This window comes from Spirochaeta isovalerica, from assembly GCF_014207565.1.
In the GTDB taxonomy this organism is placed as follows: Bacteria; Spirochaetota; Spirochaetia; order DSM-2461; family DSM-2461; genus Spirochaeta_F; species Spirochaeta_F isovalerica.
In genome coordinates, this window is sequence record NZ_JACHGJ010000002.1 from 212904 (window position 1) to 233530 (window position 20627).

At 47.5% G+C, this 20627-nt stretch carries 19 protein-coding genes; 9 read left to right on the top strand and 10 right to left on the bottom strand.

From position 1 onward, the window contains the following. Positions 1–4: 4 nt before the first annotated feature. Positions 5–577 (bottom strand): hypothetical protein, encoded by a 573-nt coding sequence (locus tag HNR50_RS05855; protein ID WP_184744830.1) that lies wholly within the window; start codon positions 575–577, stop codon positions 5–7. A gap of 143 nt (positions 578–720) precedes the next feature. Between HNR50_RS05855 and HNR50_RS05860 the strand changes: the two genes are divergently transcribed. After that, positions 721–1608 (top strand): LuxR C-terminal-related transcriptional regulator, encoded by an 888-nt coding sequence (locus HNR50_RS05860; protein WP_184744832.1) that lies wholly within the window; start codon positions 721–723, stop codon positions 1606–1608. A 51-nt stretch (positions 1609–1659) separates the two neighbouring features. Further along, positions 1660–2118: a PTS sugar transporter subunit IIA gene (locus tag HNR50_RS05865; protein ID WP_184744834.1), complete on the top strand. Its 459-nt coding sequence runs from the start codon at positions 1660–1662 to the stop codon at positions 2116–2118. Here the strand turns inward: HNR50_RS05865 and HNR50_RS05870 are convergent. Continuing rightward, complete coding sequence (locus HNR50_RS05870) at positions 2096–3661, bottom strand: beta-N-acetylhexosaminidase (protein WP_184744836.1); 1566 nt, start codon at positions 3659–3661, stop codon at positions 2096–2098. The two genes, HNR50_RS05865 and HNR50_RS05870, sit on opposite strands and share 23 nt — an antisense overlap. 62 nt (positions 3662–3723) lie before the next feature. On the opposite strand from HNR50_RS05870, the gene HNR50_RS05875 reads away from it, so the two are divergent. Beyond that, positions 3724–4566 (top strand): helix-turn-helix domain-containing protein, encoded by an 843-nt coding sequence (locus HNR50_RS05875; RefSeq protein ID WP_184744838.1) that lies wholly within the window; start codon positions 3724–3726, stop codon positions 4564–4566. A 7-nt stretch (positions 4567–4573) separates the two neighbouring features. Here HNR50_RS05875 and HNR50_RS05880 read toward each other — a convergent pair whose 3' ends face one another. Beyond that, on the bottom strand, positions 4574–5983 hold the full coding sequence (locus tag HNR50_RS05880) for a nucleobase:cation symporter-2 family protein (protein ID WP_184744840.1): 1410 nt from the start codon (positions 5981–5983) through the stop codon (positions 4574–4576). Between the two features lie 236 nt (positions 5984–6219). Between HNR50_RS05880 and HNR50_RS05885 the strand changes: the two genes are divergently transcribed. Then, a complete protein-coding gene (locus HNR50_RS05885; RefSeq protein ID WP_184744842.1) occupies positions 6220–8475 on the top strand; it encodes a xanthine dehydrogenase family protein molybdopterin-binding subunit in 2256 nt (751 codons plus the stop codon). After that, positions 8475–8939: a (2Fe-2S)-binding protein gene (locus HNR50_RS05890; protein ID WP_184744844.1), complete on the top strand. Its 465-nt coding sequence runs from the start codon at positions 8475–8477 to the stop codon at positions 8937–8939. Before HNR50_RS05885 ends, HNR50_RS05890 begins: the two co-directional genes overlap by 1 nt. Here the strand turns inward: HNR50_RS05890 and HNR50_RS05895 are convergent. Beyond that, positions 8926–10077, bottom strand: a complete 1152-nt coding sequence (locus tag HNR50_RS05895; protein ID WP_184744846.1) for a FapA family protein — start codon at positions 10075–10077, stop codon at positions 8926–8928. The genes HNR50_RS05890 and HNR50_RS05895 overlap by 14 nt on opposite strands. Then, entirely contained in the window at positions 10007–10381 is a 375-nt protein-coding gene (locus HNR50_RS05900; RefSeq protein WP_184744848.1) for a flagellar assembly protein A, read from the bottom strand. The genes HNR50_RS05895 and HNR50_RS05900 overlap by 71 nt, the downstream gene beginning before the upstream one ends. A gap of 78 nt (positions 10382–10459) precedes the next feature. Here HNR50_RS05900 and HNR50_RS05905 point away from each other — a divergent pair, with 78 nt between their 5' ends. Beyond that, complete coding sequence (locus tag HNR50_RS05905) at positions 10460–11254, top strand: transporter substrate-binding domain-containing protein (RefSeq protein WP_184744850.1); 795 nt, start codon at positions 10460–10462, stop codon at positions 11252–11254. A 56-nt stretch (positions 11255–11310) separates the two neighbouring features. On the opposite strand, the gene HNR50_RS05910 is transcribed toward HNR50_RS05905, so the two are convergent. From HNR50_RS05910 to HNR50_RS05930, 5 genes are all read right to left on the bottom strand, one after another. After that, positions 11311–13017: an acyl-CoA dehydrogenase family protein gene (locus HNR50_RS05910; protein WP_184744852.1), complete on the bottom strand. Its 1707-nt coding sequence runs from the start codon at positions 13015–13017 to the stop codon at positions 11311–11313. Positions 13018–13028: 11 nt separating this feature from the next. Further along, a complete protein-coding gene (locus HNR50_RS05915) occupies positions 13029–14054 on the bottom strand; it encodes an electron transfer flavoprotein subunit alpha/FixB family protein (protein ID WP_184744854.1) in 1026 nt (341 codons plus the stop codon). A gap of 13 nt (positions 14055–14067) precedes the next feature. Further along, positions 14068–14886, bottom strand: a complete 819-nt coding sequence (locus HNR50_RS05920) for an electron transfer flavoprotein subunit beta/FixA family protein (protein ID WP_184744856.1) — start codon at positions 14884–14886, stop codon at positions 14068–14070. Between the two features lie 250 nt (positions 14887–15136). Further along, entirely contained in the window at positions 15137–16804 is a 1668-nt protein-coding gene (locus HNR50_RS05925) for an AMP-dependent synthetase/ligase (protein ID WP_184744859.1), read from the bottom strand. 69 nt (positions 16805–16873) lie between these two features. Next, entirely contained in the window at positions 16874–17449 is a 576-nt protein-coding gene (locus HNR50_RS05930) for a molybdenum cofactor guanylyltransferase (RefSeq protein ID WP_184744861.1), read from the bottom strand. A gap of 157 nt (positions 17450–17606) precedes the next feature. Here HNR50_RS05930 and HNR50_RS05935 point away from each other — a divergent pair, with 157 nt between their 5' ends. From HNR50_RS05935 to fabF, 3 genes are read left to right on the top strand one after another with little or no spacing between them, the layout of a single operon-like run. Next, positions 17607–18593, top strand: a complete 987-nt coding sequence (locus HNR50_RS05935; protein ID WP_184744878.1) for a beta-ketoacyl-ACP synthase III — start codon at positions 17607–17609, stop codon at positions 18591–18593. A gap of 23 nt (positions 18594–18616) precedes the next feature. After that, on the top strand, positions 18617–19360 hold the full coding sequence (gene fabG / locus HNR50_RS05940) for a 3-oxoacyl-[acyl-carrier-protein] reductase (protein WP_246433897.1): 744 nt from the start codon (positions 18617–18619) through the stop codon (positions 19358–19360). 12 nt (positions 19361–19372) lie between these two features. Next, positions 19373–20623, top strand: a complete 1251-nt coding sequence (gene fabF, locus HNR50_RS05945; RefSeq protein WP_184744882.1) for a beta-ketoacyl-ACP synthase II — start codon at positions 19373–19375, stop codon at positions 20621–20623. Positions 20624–20627 lie beyond the last annotated feature (4 nt).

Genomic DNA, 20627 nt, shown 5'->3' on the forward strand with positions numbered 1-20627 from the left:
AATATTATGATGGATACTCCCACCAATAAGCTTTGGCATCTTCAAATGTTATGATTTCGTCCATTTGTGGACAATATATCGAATTAATAGCTTTCTCAAGATGAAATATCTGTTTTTCAAAATTCCAGACTTCTGAAGAGAGCGGATTATATTTGTCCGATATTTTATCATTTTCAATATCTTTTTTATGATCTGCAAGCATAATAACTGCCAGAAGATTCATTCCCCGATCTATTATTGTTTTATGACCGCCTGAGAAATGAGAGATCGGTTCTAATCTTTTCAATAAAGCTTTGTTATCAGCAAAATTGTGATTGAAAATGTCTTTACCTGCTTCATGTGATGCAAGGTACGTAATTGATAGGTGAGATAAAGCAGTCCTGTATGGATCATCACAACCCGCAATAAATGGAAGAGCTGCAATCAGCTTAGCCAATTTACATTTTTTAAATCTTTGATTCATATCATCAGAAAGGCTGAATAAAACAGACATTCGATCGATAAGTTCATGCCAAGTTGTATCGGATAACGATTGTGACTCAAGAGTTTCAGAGCTATTTAGTGCTTTTTCTGTCATGGAATTACCTCCGGGTTTTCATAAGTTTATATAAGATATGAAAAACATCAAATATAACTAAAGTTATACTGGAAGAAATGTTTACCTTTCTAATTATCTTTCTATATGCTAGACTCTCTACATTAGTTTGAGGTTTCATTTTAATGATTAAAGAAAAATTTACCAAAGAAGACATAGATAATATTTTCCAGATCCAGAAAAGAATATCAATTGTGTTTTCCATATCTGGTATAGTTGTTACAATTATAAATATCCTTCTTGGTTTTTTTGTCAGTCAGATTTCTTTTATTGAACTATTTACGAATAACACAGTATATCTAACTCTTGCTCTCACAATCCCTTTTATAATATTCAGCTACATACCAAGAAGTAGTTATGTCGTTCAGCTGGTACAAGTTCTTGTCTTATTTACAGCGTTCTCCATATCAGTCTGGGATCAGTATAACGGAATCTATGGACTAACCTTCAGCATTCTCGCCATTGCGCTGATGTACAAATACAGGATGCTTGAGAAGAGATTTATTACAAAAATTCTCATCCTCTATTTTATGCTGATCGTCTTTATCGGATTTTCCGCCTGGCATGCCGGGAGGATGGTCGCTGGACTACAGGTCGTTATGTTCATGACCTTCTTCCTCTTCATCTGCTACATGGTGTTCAAATCAGAAATGGATAAAATCATCAGCAATGAAAAAAGAATGAAAAACGAAATCCTGAACCTCGTCATCGACAGGGATAAGCTGAAGGATAGAATAAGCGAGAGTCAGAAACAGTTCGAAGAGCTTGAGAAACAGTACATCGAGTTCAAGAGCACTAAAGAACCCTTTGATTTTGAAAAATGTAACCTGACTCCATCGGAGATAAATGTCATAAGGGTTCTGGTTAAATTCAGAGCATCGAACAAAGAGATTTCCGAGCAGCTGAATATCAAGGAGAGCACAGTTAAACAGCATCTGTACAGGATATTCAATAAAATCGGAGTCGATAACCGCATACAGCTTATTGATCTCTGCGAATATAACTTCACATAGCAGCTGAAAATCGTTCTTGTTTCTTTTGGGAAAATCTCCTATTTTACTTCTATGGCCCTTTTTGAAGCGATAGATGAAAAAACCGTAAAAATACCTCTCAAATCCAAAACTAAAGATAAAGTGATAAAAGAGCTTCTTACGATTTTGAAGGATGCGGGAAAACTTAAAGATGTAAAAACTGCCCAGAAGGCCATTCTCGAAAGGGAAGAGCTTGCCAGTACCGGTCTGGGGGGTGGTATTGCAATTCCCCATGCCAAAATCCCCGGGGTGGAACGTCTGACAATTGCTATCGGCCTTTCGCCGAAGGGGATAGATTTCGATTCTCTGGATGGCCAGCCTTCCACGATCTTTTTTCTGATTCTGGCTGCACCTGATCAAACCGGGCCTCACCTTGAGACACTCACCGAAATCGCGAAAATTTCCCGCGATTCCAGCTTTTGCGATAAGATTCTTCACGCCGGTTCGGCCGCGGAGGTTGTCGCGCTTTTCAGATCCCTTTCCGGTAGTTGACTTCCAGCTTATCCAATCTTTTTTTGTGAATTTCAAGTCTCTTTTGAAAAGAAGAGAAATCTCTCTTTTTCCCGGATGTCCAAAGAACTTCAGCCAAGGCGCATACTCTGGGAAAAGCCATGTATTCCAGATGCCTGAAGTCGGGAATGTATTCAGACCATAGCTGTCCCTGAGAACCCATAATCAGATGTTTTTTATCAGCCGGCAGCTCTTTGGGCAAAACGTCATAACTATAAACTTTTTCCACAGTAGTCAATCCGTGTATGGCAAGAGGTTCTTTGTCCTTATCACCCTGATAATGGTCGAAATAGACATACTCTTCAGGGGCCATTACCACTTTGTGTCCCAGCTCTGCAGCTTCTATTCCCCCTTTTTCTCCCCGCCAGCTCATAACGGCGGCTCCATCAGCCAACCCTCCTTCGAGGATTTCGTCCCATCCGATCACTTCCCGTCCCTTCGATTGTATGTGTTCGGCCATCTGACGGATAAACCAGCTCTGCAGCTCCATTTCTCCTTTCAGTCCCAGTTCAGCCATTCTGTCCTGAATCCTTCTCTGTTCTTCCCATTCGTATTTAAGCGCTTCATCGCCGCCTATATGGATATACTTACCGGGGAAGAGTGACATGACTTCATCCAGAACATCTTTCATAAAATTGATGGTCGATTCTTCGACGTTGAGAATGTGTTCGCAAATTCCCCAGTGGCAGAGGGATTTGAGTGTCTGGTCCGTGCAGCCGAGTTCGGGGTAGGCTGCAATAGCCGCCTGCATGTGGCCCGGCATATCGATTTCAGGAACTATGGTAATTTCCCTTATCGTGGCATAGGCAACGATCTCTTTTATGTCCTCCTGAGTGTAGAACCCGCCGTATTTAATATCGTCATATCGCCTGGGTCTGTCCTGGGCATGGCCGATGAGAGTGGAATCCCGCCAGGCTCCTACTTCTGTCAGCTTCGGATATTTTTTAATTTCAATCCGCCAGCCCTGGTCTTCGGTCAGATGAAAATGAAATCTGTTGAATCTGTGCAGGGCTATGAGGTCGATAAATCGCATGACTTCTTCTTTAGAGAAAAAGTGGCGGCAAACATCAAGATGCATCCCTCTCCAGCCGAACCGGGGATAATCAGAAATCTCGCAGCCGGGAATCTCCCATTTTGCCAACGGAGTTTCCTCCTGTGAAAAAATTTCCGGCCCTAAAAGCTGGCGGAAGGTTTGTATCGCTCTGGCCAGACCGGCCGGAGTCGGAGCCTTGAGAATACAACTTTTTCCGGTAACGGAAATGCTGTATCTTTCGTCTCCCGGTTCATCGGGAGACATATCGGGTTTTCCTTCCAGAATTAAAAGAAGATCTCCCTCCTTTCCGACAGAGAGAGGCAGGGGGTAGCCGGTCGGGCCGGTCAGGTAATTGCGGAGAAGGTGTCCCTTATTCATTATTTCGCCTGATGATACGGCAATGCGGGTTTCCTTCTTTAATGTAAAAATCGAATCATTTGTTTTGATTTCCGATACTTCGGGAATCAGGTTTATCTTATTGTTGGCAGACATTATATCCTCCATATGACATATTCTAACTTGATTTTTGATGTAAGAGGATGTAAAAAAACACCATGAGTGATGTCAAAATCAACAATATAGATATAATCAATTACGATAAACAGCCGGGAGAGAGGGAAATTCACCGGAAAAGCGGATTCAGAATTTCACACTTCCAGAGAGGGGTGTCATACGAGCCTCTGGAAAAACCCGTACCCCGACGGTTTTCCTATTACAGTATCTGTCACCTGATAGAGGGGAAAGGTTGGTACTGGGTACCGGGAGAATCTATCCGCTATTTTTCAGCAGGGGAAGGGGTTGTTTCCACTCCCGGATTTGTTCAGAGCTACGGCGGTGACGGAACGACGTTTGTTGAAGATTTTATCTGCTTTGACGGACCTGTTGCGGATTTCCTTTTTCAGAGCGGAGTTATAGAAAACGGCATTATTAATATGGGAAGAAACAGGCGGTTGCTTCCGGTAATTCAGGAAGCTCTCAATCTTTCTGATTCCGGGCAGATAAAAGCTAACGGCGCTCTGCAGCATTTGCTCTATGATCTTTACAGAGAAAGAGAAGAGGCAAAGCAGGGGAACAGTCAGGATAACATCACTCTTCTTCTCGATGAACTCAGCAGTTCTCAGGATCGCTGGTGGACAGTATCGGAGATGGCCTCTTACTGTAATCTCAGTGAAAATCAGTTCAGAAGATTGTTCCGGAACAGAACGGGAATGGGGCCGAAGCACTATATCGATTCCCTGAAGATGCAGATTGCATCGGAATGGATTCTCAGTACCCGCGAAAAGCTGGATAATATCTCGGTACGGCTTGGGTACAGAGACCGGTTTCATTTCAGCAAGGTTTTTAAAAGAATAAAGGGGATGTCTCCGGACCGGTTCCGGAAGAACTATCCCCTTTAGTCAGGAATTATTTTGCCGCTTCGCCTTCATAAGGTTCGTGACCCAGATCCTGTTTTGACAGTGACCGGGGGAGAACTATATTGAGGAAAATAGCTGACAATCCGCCTGTTGTAATAGCTGAACCGAAGATCTGCTGTACAATTGAAGGCGCTTTACTGAGAATCTGCGGAACAAAAGCCACACCGAGACCCAGACCGAAGGAAATAGCCATGATCAGGACGCCGCGTCTGTTGATAATGCTCGAGGATATGATTCTGATTCCCGAAGCTGCGACTGTTCCGAACATGATTATGGTAGCTCCGCCGAGGACAGAGTTGGGGATAACCGAAAAGAGACCGCCCACGACCGGGAAGAGGCCGAAGAGGACAAGAAGTCCCGCGATCCAGAATCCCACGTAGCGGCTTGCAACTCCTGTCATCTGGATAACTCCGTTATTCTGGCTGAATGTGGTGTTGGGGAAAGAGTTGAAAACACCGGCCAATGCCGAGTTGATCCCATCACCGAGAACTCCGCCGGAAATTCTCTTGAAATATTTGTCGCCTTCGATAGGCTCTCCGGAGATCATGGATGTCGCTGTCAGGTCTCCTATAGACTCAACGGTAGTGATGAGATAGAGAAGAGCCATGGGGATGACATGTCCCCAGCTGATATGGAAGCCGAAGCGGAAGGGAATGGGAGCTGTTATGAACTTCATTGTGGAAATGTTGTTGAAGTTGACCAGGCCCATAAAGGCGGCGATGATGTACCCTACGACCAGTCCGATAACGACGGCGGACATTCTGATCCATTTGTTGGTGCTTCTGTTCAGAATGACAATGATTATCAGAACGATTCCCGCGAGGAGGAGATTGGTTCCCGATCCGAAGAATTCCGGTTTGTTATCCAGAAGCCACTGTCCGCCTCCAACATCGGTGATTCCCACTTTAATAAGTGACATACCGATAAGGGTGACGACTATACCGCTCACAAGCGGTGTTATGATCTTTTTCAGGAAGGGGATGAAGCGGCTGAAAATCATCTCAACGGGAGAGGCGATAATACAGACGCCGAATATTGTTCCCAGGGCCTGTTCAGGGGTTCCGCCGGCGGCTTTTACCGAAAGGCCTATGCCGATACTCAGAGACAGGAAAGTGAAACTCGTACCCTGGATGCTCAGAAGTCCGGAGCCTACGGGACCGATTTTTTTAACCTGGATAAATGTAGCTATTCCCGATACGAAAAGAGCCATGCTGATAATGTAGGCTTTTAAGTCAGGAGGTAGATCCAAAGCACCGCCGATGATAAGCGGTGGGGTGATGATGCCGATAAAAATAGCCATCATGTGCTGTAGCGCTGCGAGAAAAGCCTGAAATGCGGGAGGCTTATCATCCAATCTGTAAATCATGTCCGTAGCGATTCTGCGATTTTCGTCACTCATTTACTGATCCTTCCAATAATTAGATTTTGGGATATTGTATATCGGAATTTTCAAATGGGACAGCAAAAATTGACAGAATGTCTGATATTCTGAAAAATGTAAATATCTCGTCGGCATTTTCTTGACATTTTCTTCTTTGAAGGATAAATTTTCATTATTGATTTCTCCCTGTCTTTTTCAATTCAAATAGAAAGATTGCGATAAAAACTTGTTTACCTTTGGAGGCTTACCTGATTATGGAAGATTCAGAGAAGAAAGTATTTCGCAATGATGCGGTCGCGAAAGTCACCGGCCGTGCAAAATACGCAGACGATTATACGTTCCATAGTATGATTCACGGGGTTCCCGTCTATACCGATTCGGTTCACGCCCAGATTATCAGTATTGATACATCCGAAGCGGAGGCTTATCCCGGAGTGAGAAAAGTCCTCACCTGGAAAGATGTGCCCGGGGAGCCGGCCTGGGGCCAGATAGAACACGATCACTACATTTTTGCCAAAGAGAAAATCCGCTATCATGGGGATGTTATAGCTCTGGTAGTAGCCGATACAAGAGAAATCGCACTGGAAGCCTCGGCTCTGGTCACATATGAACTGAAAGAACTGGAACCGGTTCTCGATCAGGAAAAAGCCCTCGGTGCAGAGACCAACCTGGTAAACGATATGTTTCCCGGCAATAAAGTGACCCACCATCACGTTCGCCGCGGCAATGCGGAAGCTGTTTTTCCCGCCTGTTATAAAATCGTGGAAAGGGAATTCCGCACTCCTTTTGTCGAGCACTCCTACATGGAACCTGAGTGTGCTTTCGCCAACCCTCTGACAGACGGTACGATAGAGCTTTACGGTACATTCCAGCACCCCTTCAGCACCAGGCGTTACTGCTCCGCTTTTCTGAACCGGCAGTTTGCCGACTTCGTCGTATACAGCCATCCCACTGGGGGGAGCTTCGGTGGTAAGGACGATACCATTTCGGTTATTGCCGCGCGGGCAGCGCTCGCCGCATCGTTGCTCCGGATCCCGGTTAAAATACTCTATGACCGCGAATGGTCATTCCGGGAGAGCTACAAGCGGAATCCCTATATCATGAAATATAAATACGGATTATCCCGGGAAGGGAAAATCCTCGCTCTCGATACCTATATGCTCTCCGAATCGGGGGGAATTACATCAACGACGCCGTGGTCGACCTGGCGGTCCACCGCCCAGTGCGCCGGTCCCTACGTCGTGGATAATGTCCACACCGACGTGATCGGCGTTATGACGAATAATGTCTTTACAGGAGCCATGAGGGGGTTCGGAACCCCCCAGGTCAACTTCGCCATCGAACAGATGATGGATATCTGCGCCGAAGAAATGGAAATGGATCCCATTGAATTCCGTCGGATCAATATGGTCCGGCAGGACAGCATTACCATAACGGGACAGAAACTGGACAGCCATATCGTCTCTATGGAAGAGGTCATGGATAAGGTCATCGAGAAATCGGGATATCTTGAAAATGTGAAAAAGAGCAGCCGCGGTATATCCGATAGCGATGAGCTGTACGGCACAGGGCTGGCTATCTCCTACAGAGGTTCCAGTGTCGGAGCCGAAGGTCTTGATTTCGCCGCCTGTATGGTCAATTGCCAGTTCGACGGTTCGATCGTTCTCGATACGGGAATCCATGAAAACGGGCAGGGAGCCCAGTCCGTCATGATGCTGGCTCTGGCCGAGGAGTTCGATGTCCCTCTTTCCCGTATCCGTTACAACCGCTCGTCGACCACATCCATACCTGACAGCGGAACCACTGTGGCGACGAGGGGAACCATGATGGGGGTCAGCGCCGTCCGCAAAGCCTCTGCCAAACTGAAAAAAATAATAAGGGAAACGCTGAGTGATGATTTCCGCTGCGACCCCGAAGATATCCGTTTTGAAAAAGACAGGCTGGTCGCCGGGGGAAGCTACTCTCTTTCCTGGGAAGAGGCCATGCACAAAATGTTTCTCCACAGAACCTATCCCTTCGCTTTCGGTGAGTACAAGGCACCGAGGGTTTCCTGGGATGATGAAATCGGAGCAGGGGATGCCTACTTCACCTATGTTTACAGCTGTAATGTCGTTGAGCTCACCGTCAATAAAAAGACGGGAAAAATCAAAGTGACCAAAGCGACGGCGGGACATGATGTGGGGCGGGCTATCAATCCCGAACTGGTTAAGGGGCAGATTTACGGAGGTATCGCCCAGGGACTGGGAATGGCTCTCACCGAAGATCTGCAGATTGAAGGCGGCAGGATCATGAATCCGAACTTCAATAAGTACAAGATACCCAAATCCATCGATATGCCGGAGATCGATGCCATTATTATCGAAAATGAAGACCGCACTACGCCGTCAGGTGTTAAAGGAATAGGGGAGCCGGCCACGGAAATAGCCGCCGCGGCGATCGCCAATGCTGTGTATAATGCAACCGGAGCCCGCCAGTACTCACTGCCCATCAAGCTCAAAGGAGAAGCGTAATGAATGAGATAACAGTAAACGGTAGGATTTATCATTTTGATGATTCTCTACTGGATAAGAAGCTGCTTAACTATATTCGCGAAGACCTGGAACTGACTGGTACGAAGAACGGATGCGGAGTCGGTGCCTGCGGAGCCTGTACGGTACTAATAGACGGTGTTGCCAAAAAGTCCTGTGTGGTGCCTCTTGGCAAAGCTGTCGGAAAATCAGTTGTGACCATTGAAGGGGTGGAGAGTGCCGACGGTACGCTGCATCCGCTTCAGCAGGCTTTTATCGATGCCGGTGCCATCCAGTGCGGTTTCTGTACTCCCGGTATGATTATGAAAGGGCTGGATCTTCTTGAAAAAAATCCGCATCCTTCAAGAGAGGAAATCCGGAAGGCGTTCAGCGGAAATCTATGCCGCTGCACGGGCTATCAGCAGATTATTGATGCGGTGGAGCTTTATATCGTCAGAACCGATTAAAAGCGATTACTCCCTTTTCCTTGTCAAGCTTGAAAGTCCCTTTCTTCATCTCTTCCGTAATCGGGCGGCGGGCGTTGCATATGTGAATGACCGTGCCGGGATAAACTGTTCCCGCTACTGTTATTTCAGCATTCTCATCGTGATCCAGATGTTCCAGAAGATATTCCATGCTGAGGTTGCATTTGAGTATCTGTTCATCATAGTTCTCTTTTCCGTTATCGGACTTCAGGGTCTTCAGGTCCAATAGGGAATCGCGAAATGATTTTATCTGGATGAGCATTTTCATCAATTTGTAATCTATGCCCGCGTAGACTTCCGTTTTCAGATATTTGCCGTTTCCCAGCTGATCCACCTCCAGGCCGTTCTGGCTGTATGTTTCACCCCCTATCAGCTTGCCTCCGGGCTGAAAAATAACCTTGCCGTTTGTGTAAAGGCGGGATAGATAAGCTTCCTTTTTTATTCTGATACCTTTTTTCGCCTCCAGATGGACTCTTTCAATAAAGTTGGCTGCCGCTGTTTCTTCCACAATGACCTTGTGTTCTTTCCGGCCTATGATTCCCCCTCCGTGGACCGTCAGGCTGCCTCCGCAGAGAACGTCGGTCGCTGTCAGGGTTTCGTATACGTGCAGGTCCTTCCCCGCCTGTATTTTAAAACCGTCTTTTACTTCGCCGTAAATTTCCTCGGCACCGGGAAAATGGATATTGCCCGTATGGTAGTTGACTCCTTTGCGGATGGTCAGAACTTCGTTTATGGCAATTGTGCCGTTTTCAAAAATATACTCTCCCTGTGTGGCGCACAGAATATATCCCGATTCATTCATGAGGAGGTTGTCGCCGATTTTAATGGAATCGTGCTGTTTGATCTTGCATGGAATTTCCTCGCCATTGATGTTTACTCCGTTTTTCCCCGGCACGGCTTTGCAATGGATGGCTACCGGCGTATCTTTTTCGAGAATGCACAGGTGGGTAATGTTTTTGTAATTTATTTTCTGTTTTTTCAGATCGCGCCGAATGAGGTTCATGGCCCGGATGTATTGCTGCGGATTGAGCAGAAGTTCGATATGTTCTTCATCTCCCTCTTCGGGGGGGGATTCCCCGCGCCACTTCCACATCCTTGACGGAACTTGAATCTTCTTCACAGGTCCACAGAGCGTTATCTATGGCTTCCCGGTTTACAAGACTGCGGTCAACACCCCGTTCCGAGAGCAGAGATACGACATCTCCCGTATTGAGACGTTTCCCATTGCCGAGGTGCGGAAAAAATGATACCAGCACAGACATTTTGTCGGGGCTGATGTGGATTTCCACAGAGCCGTTCGTATCGGGCTCTCCGGAAGAGGAATCCTCCAGAACCGGCAGCTCGGGACAATCCTGTTCCATAACCGATTCGATAATCTCTTTGACGGAATCATCTTTCTGTTCTTCATTTCCAACGGGCTTCATACTTCAATTATCGGAATAATCTATTTTAAAAGCAAACAATCTGAGGGATTTGGGACTATAATAAAGACAGGCGGTCATGTGAAAAAGTTTGGAATTGTAATCATTTTTCTTTTCTCCCTTTTCAGTTCCCTTAAGGGGGAACATCTGGTGATCGCCTATGAAGACAAGGAACAGCCGCCCTATTATCTCGGCAATGGTAGTGGGGTCCCCGGGTCAGATCCGGGGATTGCTGTTGAAATGGTTCTTCAGCTGGAGAGGAAAATTGACGGCCTTACCATTGAGCTCGTCCGGCTTCCATGGCCCAGGTGCCTCTACAGTTTGAAGAACAATCAGGTCGATGGAATCTTTAATGCCAGCTACAGTAAGGAGCGCCTTGAAATCGGTTGGTATCCAACCGTGGACGGAACACTTGAGGGACCGGTCGATACATCGAGGAATATAACAGTTATATCCTATTCGCTTTATACGAAAGCTGAATCCGGCCTCGATTGGAACGGCTCGGTTTTTACCGGCATTTCTCAGCTCTCTCTCGGCGCGCCTCTCGGTTATTCGATCGTATCCGATTTGAAGCTTTCCGGTTACAGGATCTTCGAGTTCCAGAGCACCGAAGGAGGATTCCTTATGCTGGAGAGAAACCGGCTCGACGGTATCGTTGTTCAGGATATTACAGGAGACAGCATACTGAGAAAAAATGTGCGGTTATATAAAGATATTGTGAAAGTGACGCCGCCGGTGGCGACAAAGGAATACTATCTCATGCTGTCGGACAATCTCGTCGGGAGAAACAGATCTCTGGCGGAGCAGATCTGGTCGGAGCTTGCTTCGATCAGGAACCGGCACCTTTCGGAATTGGAAGATAAATACTCAAGATAAACAGCCGTTTGAAAAAAAAGACCGCCCTCAGGCGGCCTTGAAACAGGAAAAACTTATTAGCCGATGATATCCATGTAGTGATCGAGAAGCACGGCTCTTCCTTCGGCGATAAAGTGCCTGTGGTGCTCAACCAGCGAGTACGCTTTTTCGATGTGAAGCTCGGCGACTTTTTTCTTCCTGTCGCTGTGCCTGGCATCCCGCATCATCAGATAGGACTGAATAATGGCTGTCGCCATTTCAACCAGCCTTTGCGAGTGGTAGTCGCTGTACACTTTGTTTTTGGCCGAGTTGACAAGTTCCACCGCGGCGTAGAGTTTCTCTTTGGCTTCTCTTACCAGGTTGAGTGTCTCTCCCATGTGGCTGTAGTCTTCCTGATCGAATTCATCGATCAGCATTTTAGCGGTTCCGGAAGTTACGCCGGGACTGGCCGCCACGATCTGAAGCTGAGTCGTTCCTTCATAGATATTGGTGATTCTCGCGTCCCGGGCGTGGCGCTCTACGTTGAACTCCCGCATATAACCGGTTCCGCCATGGATCTGGATCGCGTCATAAGCGACTTTGTTACACATTTCCGTGGCGTAGGCTTTAACCATGGGAGTGAGCAGGCCGGCCAGTTTTCTGTAAAGCTTCATTTCGCTTTTCAACTCAGCTGCTTTTTCCGGATGCACTTCAGCCATGTGTTCCAGGCCTTCTTTTATATCGACGACTTTGGCCGTTTCGTAGAGGAGCGTTCGTCCCGCTTCAATAGAGACTTTCATGTCGGTCAGCATCTCATAAACGGGAACCATGGTGTCAATGCTCTTTCCGAACTGCTCTCTTTCCGAAGCGTATTTCGCCGCCTCCCTGTAGGCCGCCTCGGCGATTCCCACAGCCTGGGCGCCGATTCCGAGCCGGGCGCTGTTCATAAGCCACATGGTGTATTCCGTGAGGCCGCGCCCTCTTTCTCCCATGAGCTCGCAGGGCGCATCGTTGAACTGGAGTTCACAGGTTGGCGAACCGTGGATTCCCAGTTTGTCTTCGAGTCTCCGGATAACCATTTTCGAATCCCGCTTGTAGATGAACTGGGAAAGCCCTCTGGCTCCTGTTTTATCTTCTGATCGGGCCAGTACCAGTCCGATTTCTCCGCAACCGTTCGTTATGAATCTTTTTACCCCGTGGAGATACCACTGGCCGCTTTCATCCTGATAGGCTCTCAGCGCTACGGCGGGAAGGTCCGATCCGGCATCGGGCTCGGTCAGGATCATGGAGGAGCCATGCTCTCCCGTACAGAGTTTCGGAAGGTACTTCATCTTCTGCTCTTCCGAAGCGAATTTGTTGATGGTTTCGGCGATGTCCTGCTGGAGACCGAAATTAAGAAAGGAACCGTCGGCTCTCATTACCATTTCGGCGGCGATCGATGTCATAAGCGTGGGGAAGTTCAAGCCTCCGTATTTGCGGGGCAGGGCGAAACCCATCAGGTCGGCTTTGGCGAAGAGATCGAGAACTTCCGCCGTTCCTTTTGCGTACTGAACCTCTCCGTTAACCAGTTTTACGCCTTCTTTGTCAATTTCAGCGGCCTGGGGTGCCAGGTAATCACCGCAGATTTCCCCGACTATTTCCAGAACCTTTTTATAGGAATCCTTTGCGTCGTCAATATCGTTGGGGGCATGGGGGTATTTGCCTTTGTCGGCAAACTCCATTTCCTTGAGAGTGATGACTCTGTCTATATCCATATGCTCCAGATGGAACAGAATATCTTCGTTGTCTTGTAGAAAATTGGCCATTTGCGGACTCCTTATGCTTTCGCCTTAAAGGCTTTTTTCAGTTTTGGGATGACGTCGTTTATCTCTCCGACGATACCGTAATGGGCTATCTGGAAGATAGGCGCGTCCGGATCATTGTTAATGGCGATGATCTTGGCGCTCTGGTCCATTCCCGCTCTGTGCTGAATGGCGCCAGATATTCCGCAGGCAATGTACAGCTTGGGACGGACTGTGACTCCTGTCTGGCCTACCTGATGATCCTTGTGGATAAAGCCCGCATCGACAGCGGCACGTGAGGCGGCGAGGTCGGCTCCGATGGTTTTCGCGAAATCGGCTATGATGTCGAATCCCTCTTTGGTTCCCACGCCCATTCCGCCGGCAACGATAATCTGCGAAGCTGTCAGATTAACAGCTTTGTCCTGCTGTACTCTCTCAATGATTTCTGTCAGGCAGTCCGCATCTTCTACGATGGAAGGAACATTGACGATTTCCCCTTTCCGTGATAAGTCCGGCTCATTGAGCTTCATGACTCCCTCGCGGACTGTAGCCATCTGGGGCTTTTTCTCCGGAGATACGATGGTTGCTACGATGTTGCCTCCGAAGGCGGGACGGATCTGGTAGAGGATATTGCTGTAGGTCTCTCCTTTGGATTCGTAATCTCCTATCTGAAGATCCGTACAGTCGGCGGTCAGTCCCACTTTGAGGGAAGAGGCGACCCGGGGACCGAGGTCCCGTCCTGTGGTTGTGGCGCCGTAGAGGATAATCTGGGGGTTCTCCTTTTTAATCAGATCGACGAGAACCTTGGTATAGGGAACGGGGGTGTAGTATTTCAGCCTCGAATCATCAACACAGAAAACTCTATCGGCTCCGTACTTTACCGGCTCGGCGGCCATCTCTTTTATGTTTTCACCGAAGAGAAGAGCTTCCACCTGTACAGCTTCTCCGGTTTTATTGTTATAATCACGGGCCAGGTCGGTTGCCTTGCTGACAAGCTGAAGGCTCACATCGGCTATTTTGCCGTCATCCTGCTGGATGAAAACCCAAATATTGTTACTCATTATACTCTCTCCTCTATCCTAATGTGTGATCGGTAATGAGGCTGTGCATGAGGTTATTCAGCCCTTCGTCGCTGTTTTCAATCATCTGAAGCTCCTGGGCTTTCAGAACCACCGATTCGATCTGTTTCACTTTTGTGGGAGAGCCTTTGAGCCCGCAGGCTTCAAAATCAGCTCCGATATGCTCTATGCTCCACAGGGGGATTTCGGGATCTCCGGCTTTTTTATTTTTGTAAGTCATAACTTTTATGGCTGATGATGTTCTGGGTACGTGACCTTCATCGGTCATGGTGACGAGAACGGGATAGGAAGATTTTACTATTTCATATCCGCCTTCAATGGACCGTCTGGCAATCAGAGAGTCATCATCGATCTGCTCGATGTGATCCACACAGGTGATCTGATTGATTCCGAGCTTTTCCGCAGTCTGAGGACCAACCTGAGCGGTATCGCCGTCAATAGCCTGGCGACCGCAGAACACGATATCGTATTTGCCTGTCTTTTCTATGGCGCATTTGAGCGCGTAGGATGTCGCCAGAGTATCGGCTCCGGCAAATTTTCTGTCAGTTATGAGGGCCACCGAATCGGCTCCTCTGTACAGCGATTCCTTCAGAACCTGCTCAGCCGACGGGGGACCCATCGTCAGTACGTGCACTTTGGAACCGGGCACACTTTCTTTGACTCTTAGCGCCGCTTCCAGCGCGTAGAGATCCTCGGGGTTGAAAATCGCCGGGAGAGCTCCTCTGTTGACTGTTCCGTCTTCTTTCATAGCTTCGCCGGTTACATTTTGAGTATCAGGTACCTGTTTTACAAGCACCACCAAATTCAGACCCATCATATCCTCCAGATATTTTTTGTAACGTTATTTTGAATACGGTAATACAACCGTCGGAATAATTCTATAAAAAAATATTTAAATTCAGGTAGACGTTTGTCTCTCTGAAAAAGATTTTTTATTTACACTTTTAGAGGAAATGTATAATTAAAGAATTATATCATGGATACGGGTGTTGTAAAGAAACAAAAAAACTCCGGCGTCACGGCCGGAGTTTTTTGTGATAACAGGATCAGTAGGAAGCTTCGGTCTACTCGACGGCAAACCTCTTGATCTTCCGGGTCGTCGTCATTTCCATCGGTTCATCGAGGATCCTGTGACGGTTGATTTTCTGATAGGCTTTCAGCTCCCGGTTCACCTCATCGATGATCGCCCGGAATCTTTCCTCTCCATCTTTTTTGCCCTCATCGGAGGGGTAGATAAGAGCTTCGATCCCCTCGACCTTCATTTTTTCGTCGAGGAGGAAACCGCGTATCAGGATCTGTTCGATTTCATCGTAGAGCTGGAACTTATCTTCAATTTCTTCGGGGAAGACATTTTTTCCTCCCTCCGTAACTATCATCGATTTGGCCCGGCCGGTCAGGTAGAGGTAATTATCTTCATCGAGATAACCGACGTCGCCGGTTTTCAGAAAACCGTCTTCAGTGAGGACTTCGGCGGTTGCCTCGGGATTTTCATAATATCCTTTCATGACCATCGGACCGCTGATGGCTATCTCTCCGCAGCCTCTTTCGTCGGGTTCCAGAATTTTCGTCGTCGTCCGGGGGATCATTTTCCCCACCGATGCTTCTCTGTAGGCTTCCTTGGGATTCAGGGCGACAATAGGTGAGGTTTCAGTAAGCCCGTATCCCTGGACGAAATCGATTCCGAGCTGGTTGAACATTTTAAAAGTCGATTCGGGCAGAGGACCTCCCCCGCAGATGCAGATCCTGTTGGTATCGAGCGATACCTGCTTCAGTATGGAGCCGAACATCTTTTTTCCCGGGTTGACATGAAAATATTTTTTAATGATACCGCTCAGCCACATGAGGAAGCGGATTAATCCGTACACAACAATTCCCTTCTCTCTGATTCCCTTCATCAAGCCTTTGATCAGCTTATTGAAAAGCATGGGGATTCCCAGGAACATGGTGACTTTTCCGTTTTTCAGGTCCTTAAGTATCTGCTGTATAGCCAGACCTTTGGCGAAAATCACTTCAGCGCCTACCGAAAGGGATTCTATAAAAACCGCCAGCATGGAATAGGAATGGTGCAGGGGCAACAGAGCGTAGAAAACATCGGTATGGAAAATATTCATATTGGCCTGAGCCAGATAGCAGTCGCTGACAAAATTGCTGTGGGTCAGCATGACGCCTTTGGAAACTCCTGTCGTACCGGAAGTAAAGAGAATGGCCGCCAGATCTTCTTCTCCCTGGAGCTCAAATTCAACTGATCCCTTATGGTTTATATCCAGAATATAGTTCTCTTTTTTCGGAGAGAGGCTTATGAGTTCCTTCAGCCCCGCCTCTTTGAAAAAGTCATATTTTTCCTCATCGCAGAAGAGAATTTCTGCTCCGGCTGTTTCCATCAATCCCCGGATCTCTTCGTTTTTCAGTCCGTAATCCAGAGGGACAACGATAGCTCCGGCAAAGAGAATCCCCAGATAGGCAAGGGCCCATTGCGGTGAGTTTTTACCGGTTACGCCGACCCTGTCTCCTTTTTTTACACCGATTCCATGAAGGTATTGCCCGTACATTTCTACTTTTTCCAGCACTTCGCTGTAATTGAATTCAATCAGTTCCGGAGAAAAGCTGGTAAAAGCTCTTCTTTCGGGGTAGCGTTTTACGGTTATTTTCAGCATCTCCGGCAGAGTAGGCCACTGACCTTTAAAATCAGTACCTCTGTATTCTTCCAGAAAAGTCCAGGGTTCTTTGTTCATCTCTATTCTCCTGCCATTATTTTAACAAGAAATAATATAAACAGACAGAGAAAAAAAGAGAATGGGTTTTCAACGCTTACGGGAGGAAAGTGTGCCGTATTCTTCGGGAGTATTGATGTTTTTCAGATAAGCCATAAAAGTTTCATCAACCGTGACTTTTTTCACTCTCAGAGATTCATCTTCAAAAATACCCGTAATCTTGTAGCGTTTCGCGGCAATCATCTCTTTGATGCGGGGGAGGCAGTTGCGGGAGTAAACGGCGAACAACATCTCGTATCTGCCATTGTGTACCGGAACAATCACGTCGTACTCAACACCGGCTTCTGCGATGGGGCTTATGACTTCTTCGCAGATGAGCGGCATGTCGCAGGTTGTAAAAAAGACCTGTTCCTCATCGGAATGGGTCAGAGCTGTGTAGATGCCGCCCAGCGGACCGATTCCGGGAATGATATCCCGGTAAAAATCGGCTTCGATACGGGGAAAATCCGCAGAAGTGCTGTTGTTGGAAATGACAAGGACCTTGCTGAATCTCTCCAGCCGGGAAACAATCAGTTCCAGAAAGGTAACACCATTGAATAAAAGGGTTGATTTGTCGCGGAAATTCATTCGGGAGGATTTTCCTCCCGCCAGTACAGCACCGTTCATAGGTAAACCTTAACAGAATATGAGCCGCAGAACAATTTTTTTCGAGAGAGTTTGTTTATAACAGATTCAGGGGTAAGTGTTATTATTGACATTTTAGCTTAAAGTGTTAACAATACAGTTATTACTGTTATGTTGATTTGATCCCGGAGGATATTTGATGGCGGTAGAAATTTTGTCAGTGGGCGCGTACACTCCGCCGAACAGAGTGTCGAATGACCAGCTCGCTGAAATCTATAATATAGATACTTCTGATGAGTGGATCCGGTCCCATACGGGAATCGGTTCCCGCTATATAGCATCGGAAGAGGAAACCTGTACGGATATTGCCCATCAGGCTTCTCTGAGAGCGCTTGAAAAAGCAGGCGTTACCGTGGATGAGCTGGATTGTATCATTTTTACGACCAGCACACCCGATTACAAGATTTTCCCGGCTTCTGCCAGTATTCTGCAGGATAAGCTGGGAGCGAAAAATGCCGGTGCTTTCGATCTGGCTCAGGGCTGTACCGGTTTTATTTACGGGTTGGAAGTCGGCAGATCGATGATCCTCGGAGGAATGAAAAAAGTTCTGGTCGTAGGGGCTGAAAAACTCTCTACCTATCTGAACTGGAATGACAGAAGCACTTGCGTTCTCTTCGGAGACGGAGCCGGAGCTGTAGTTCTTTCCCATACCAATGAAGACAAATCGGATATTTTCGACAAATATCTCAGATCGGAAGGAAGCGGAGCGGAAGCTCTCAAAGTGCATAAGGGCGGTTCGAAAAACCCCCTGGTAATTGGTGAACCGGTCGATGAGGACTCTTTTATCTTTATGGATGGAAGACAGGTTTACAACTTCGCCGTACGGTCGGTGACGGAAGTTATCAGGATCCTAATGGAGAAACACAATATCTCTATTGATGACCTGAAGTACATCGTTCCCCATCAGGCCAATCAGAGAATTATCCAGGCTGCGGCTAAGCGTCTGGGCATGAGTATGGATAAGTTCTACCTCAATATCGAGGAGTTCGCCAATACTTCGGCGGCGACTATCCCCATAGCACTGAATGAAATGGATGAAAAAGGACTTCTTGAGAAGGGAGATCTGATTCTCACAGTCGGGTTCGGAGCCGGACTGGCTTACGGCGGAAATCTTCTGCGCTGGTAAGTTTGCAATATATGGAGGCAAAAATGTTAGAAGGAAAAAAAGCATTAATCACAGGCGGTACCCAGGGTATCGGAATGGAAATCGTAAAGAAATACCTGGAAAACGGTGCCGATGTCTATATCATCTCTCTCGATGAAGGGCAGGATCTCGATTCTCTGAAAGCGCTGGCTGTGGAAAAAGGCAGAACGCTCGAGCTTTTCCTCGGAAATGTTGCGGACGAAGCGCAGATGAACGATCTGGTCGCTCAGATCCTCGAGAAGAGCGGCGGAATCGATATTCTCGTCAATAACGCGGGAATTACCAAAGACGGCCTCCTTTTCGGAATGAAAGCCGAAGACTGGGACCTGGTTCTCAAAGTCAATCTCTACAGCATGTTTTATATATCCAAGCCGATTGTCAGAGCCATGGTTAAAAAGAAAATCAAAGGTTCCATTATCAATATGGCTTCCGTTGTCGGAATTCAGGGTAATGCCGGTCAGGCGAACTATGTGACTTCCAAATCCGGTGCCATCGGTTTTACAAAAACTCTGGCCAGAGAATTCGGAAGCCGGGGCGTCAGAGCCAATGCTATTGCCCCGGGATTCATCGTGACTCCCATGACAGACAAACTCAATGATAAGCAGAAAGAGGCTATCGTCGCTCAGATCCCCATGCAGGAACTCGGCCAGCCCGAAGATATTGCCAATATGGCGCTTTTCCTCGGTTCCGATCTTTCCCGTTACGTTACCGGTCAGGTTATGAGCGTCGACGGCGGAATGGCAATGTAGGAGTTTTGTGAAATGAGTGCTAGAAGAAGAGTTGTGATAACCGGGATGGGGACTGTAAACCCCATAGCCCATAATGTAAATGATACCTGGAAAGGTCTGATGGAGGGTAAATCGGGAATCGGAGAGCTGACCCGTTTCCCCGCTGAAGAGTACGGCGCGCGCATCGTAGGCGAAGTTAAGGATTTCAATGCTTCCGATTATATCGATAGCAAAAGCGCCAGGAAGATGGCTCTTTTTACACAGTTCGCAGTCGTCTCTGCTGATCAGGCCATGAAACAGGCCGGGCTTCTGAAGGAAGGGGCTTTCGATCCCTGGAGAGCCGGCGTCATACTGGGGAACGGTATCGGTGGTTTTGAAGTTGTGGAAGAACAGCTTGAAAACATTATTGAAAGAGGACCTTCCAAGGTCGCTCCCATGACCGTTCCCAAAATGATAACCAATGAGGGAGCGGGGAACATCGCCATCGAGTATGGTCTGAAGGGACCCTGTTACGTTCTGGCAACTGCCTGTGCTTCGGGAACCGATGCTATCGGTGCATCCCTCAACGCCATCAGAAACAATCAGGCCGATGTTATCGTGACCGGAGGGACAGAGGCAGCCATTACCAAGCTGGCCGCAGCGGGATTCCACAAAATCCATGCTCTCAGCACGAGAAATGATGAACCTCTCAAAGCCTGCCGTCCTTTTGATAAGGACAGAGACGGTTTTATTCTCGGCGAAGGAGCCGGTGTTCTGATTCTTGAAGAGCTGGAGCACGCCAGAAAAAGAGGGGCCAATATTCTGGCGGAAGTGACCGGTTACGGTGTAACCTGTGATGCCGGACATATTACAGCTCCCGACCCGGACGGCGCGGGAATGATCCGCTGTATGCAGATGGCTCTGGAAGATGCGGGAATCAAGCCGGAAGAGGTTGATTATATCAACGCTCACGGTACTTCCACCCCCACGAACGACCCCATTGAAACCAAAGCGATCAAAGGGGCTTTCGGAGACCACGCCTACAAATTGAAAGTGTCATCCACCAAATCGCTGACATCGCACCTGGTCGGTGCGGCTGGCGGACTGGAAGCCATTATTTCCGTATTGGCTATTCAAAATAACATATTCCCGGCTACGTATAATCTGGACAACCCCGATCCGGAATGCGATCTCGATTACGTGCCCAATAAACCTGTAGAAGGGAAGATCGATACGGTCCTCTCCGATTCCCTGGGATTCGGCGGACATAACGGCGCCCTGATAATACAGAGATACAAGGATTAAGAAT

What these genes read in the sequence shown, in the direction of transcription:
- HNR50_RS05870 (WP_184744836.1), bottom strand. Translation starts at nt 3,661, where the DNA reads ATGTCTGCCAACAATAAGATAAACCTGATTCCCGAAGTATCGGAAATC.
- HNR50_RS05885 (WP_184744842.1), top strand. Translation starts at nt 6,220, where the DNA reads ATGGAAGATTCAGAGAAGAAAGTATTTCGCAATGATGCGGTCGCGAAA.
- HNR50_RS05915 (WP_184744854.1), bottom strand. Translation starts at nt 14,054, where the DNA reads ATGAGTAACAATATTTGGGTTTTCATCCAGCAGGATGACGGCAAAATA.
- HNR50_RS05920 (WP_184744856.1), bottom strand. Translation starts at nt 14,886, where the DNA reads ATGGGTCTGAATTTGGTGGTGCTTGTAAAACAGGTACCTGATACTCAA.
- HNR50_RS05855 (WP_184744830.1), bottom strand. Translation starts at nt 577, where the DNA reads ATGACAGAAAAAGCACTAAATAGCTCTGAAACTCTTGAGTCACAATCG.
- HNR50_RS05875 (WP_184744838.1), top strand. Translation starts at nt 3,724, where the DNA reads ATGAGTGATGTCAAAATCAACAATATAGATATAATCAATTACGATAAA.
- HNR50_RS05910 (WP_184744852.1), bottom strand. Translation starts at nt 13,017, where the DNA reads ATGGCCAATTTTCTACAAGACAACGAAGATATTCTGTTCCATCTGGAG.
- HNR50_RS05880 (WP_184744840.1), bottom strand. Translation starts at nt 5,983, where the DNA reads ATGAGTGACGAAAATCGCAGAATCGCTACGGACATGATTTACAGATTG.
- fabG (WP_246433897.1), top strand. Translation starts at nt 18,617, where the DNA reads ATGTTAGAAGGAAAAAAAGCATTAATCACAGGCGGTACCCAGGGTATC.
- HNR50_RS05890 (WP_184744844.1), top strand. Translation starts at nt 8,475, where the DNA reads ATGAATGAGATAACAGTAAACGGTAGGATTTATCATTTTGATGATTCT.
- HNR50_RS05900 (WP_184744848.1), bottom strand. Translation starts at nt 10,381, where the DNA reads ATGAAGCCCGTTGGAAATGAAGAACAGAAAGATGATTCCGTCAAAGAG.
- HNR50_RS05930 (WP_184744861.1), bottom strand. Translation starts at nt 17,449, where the DNA reads ATGAACGGTGCTGTACTGGCGGGAGGAAAATCCTCCCGAATGAATTTC.
- HNR50_RS05865 (WP_184744834.1), top strand. Translation starts at nt 1,660, where the DNA reads ATGGCCCTTTTTGAAGCGATAGATGAAAAAACCGTAAAAATACCTCTC.
- HNR50_RS05860 (WP_184744832.1), top strand. Translation starts at nt 721, where the DNA reads ATGATTAAAGAAAAATTTACCAAAGAAGACATAGATAATATTTTCCAG.
- fabF (WP_184744882.1), top strand. Translation starts at nt 19,373, where the DNA reads ATGAGTGCTAGAAGAAGAGTTGTGATAACCGGGATGGGGACTGTAAAC.
- HNR50_RS05935 (WP_184744878.1), top strand. Translation starts at nt 17,607, where the DNA reads ATGGCGGTAGAAATTTTGTCAGTGGGCGCGTACACTCCGCCGAACAGA.
- HNR50_RS05925 (WP_184744859.1), bottom strand. Translation starts at nt 16,804, where the DNA reads ATGAACAAAGAACCCTGGACTTTTCTGGAAGAATACAGAGGTACTGAT.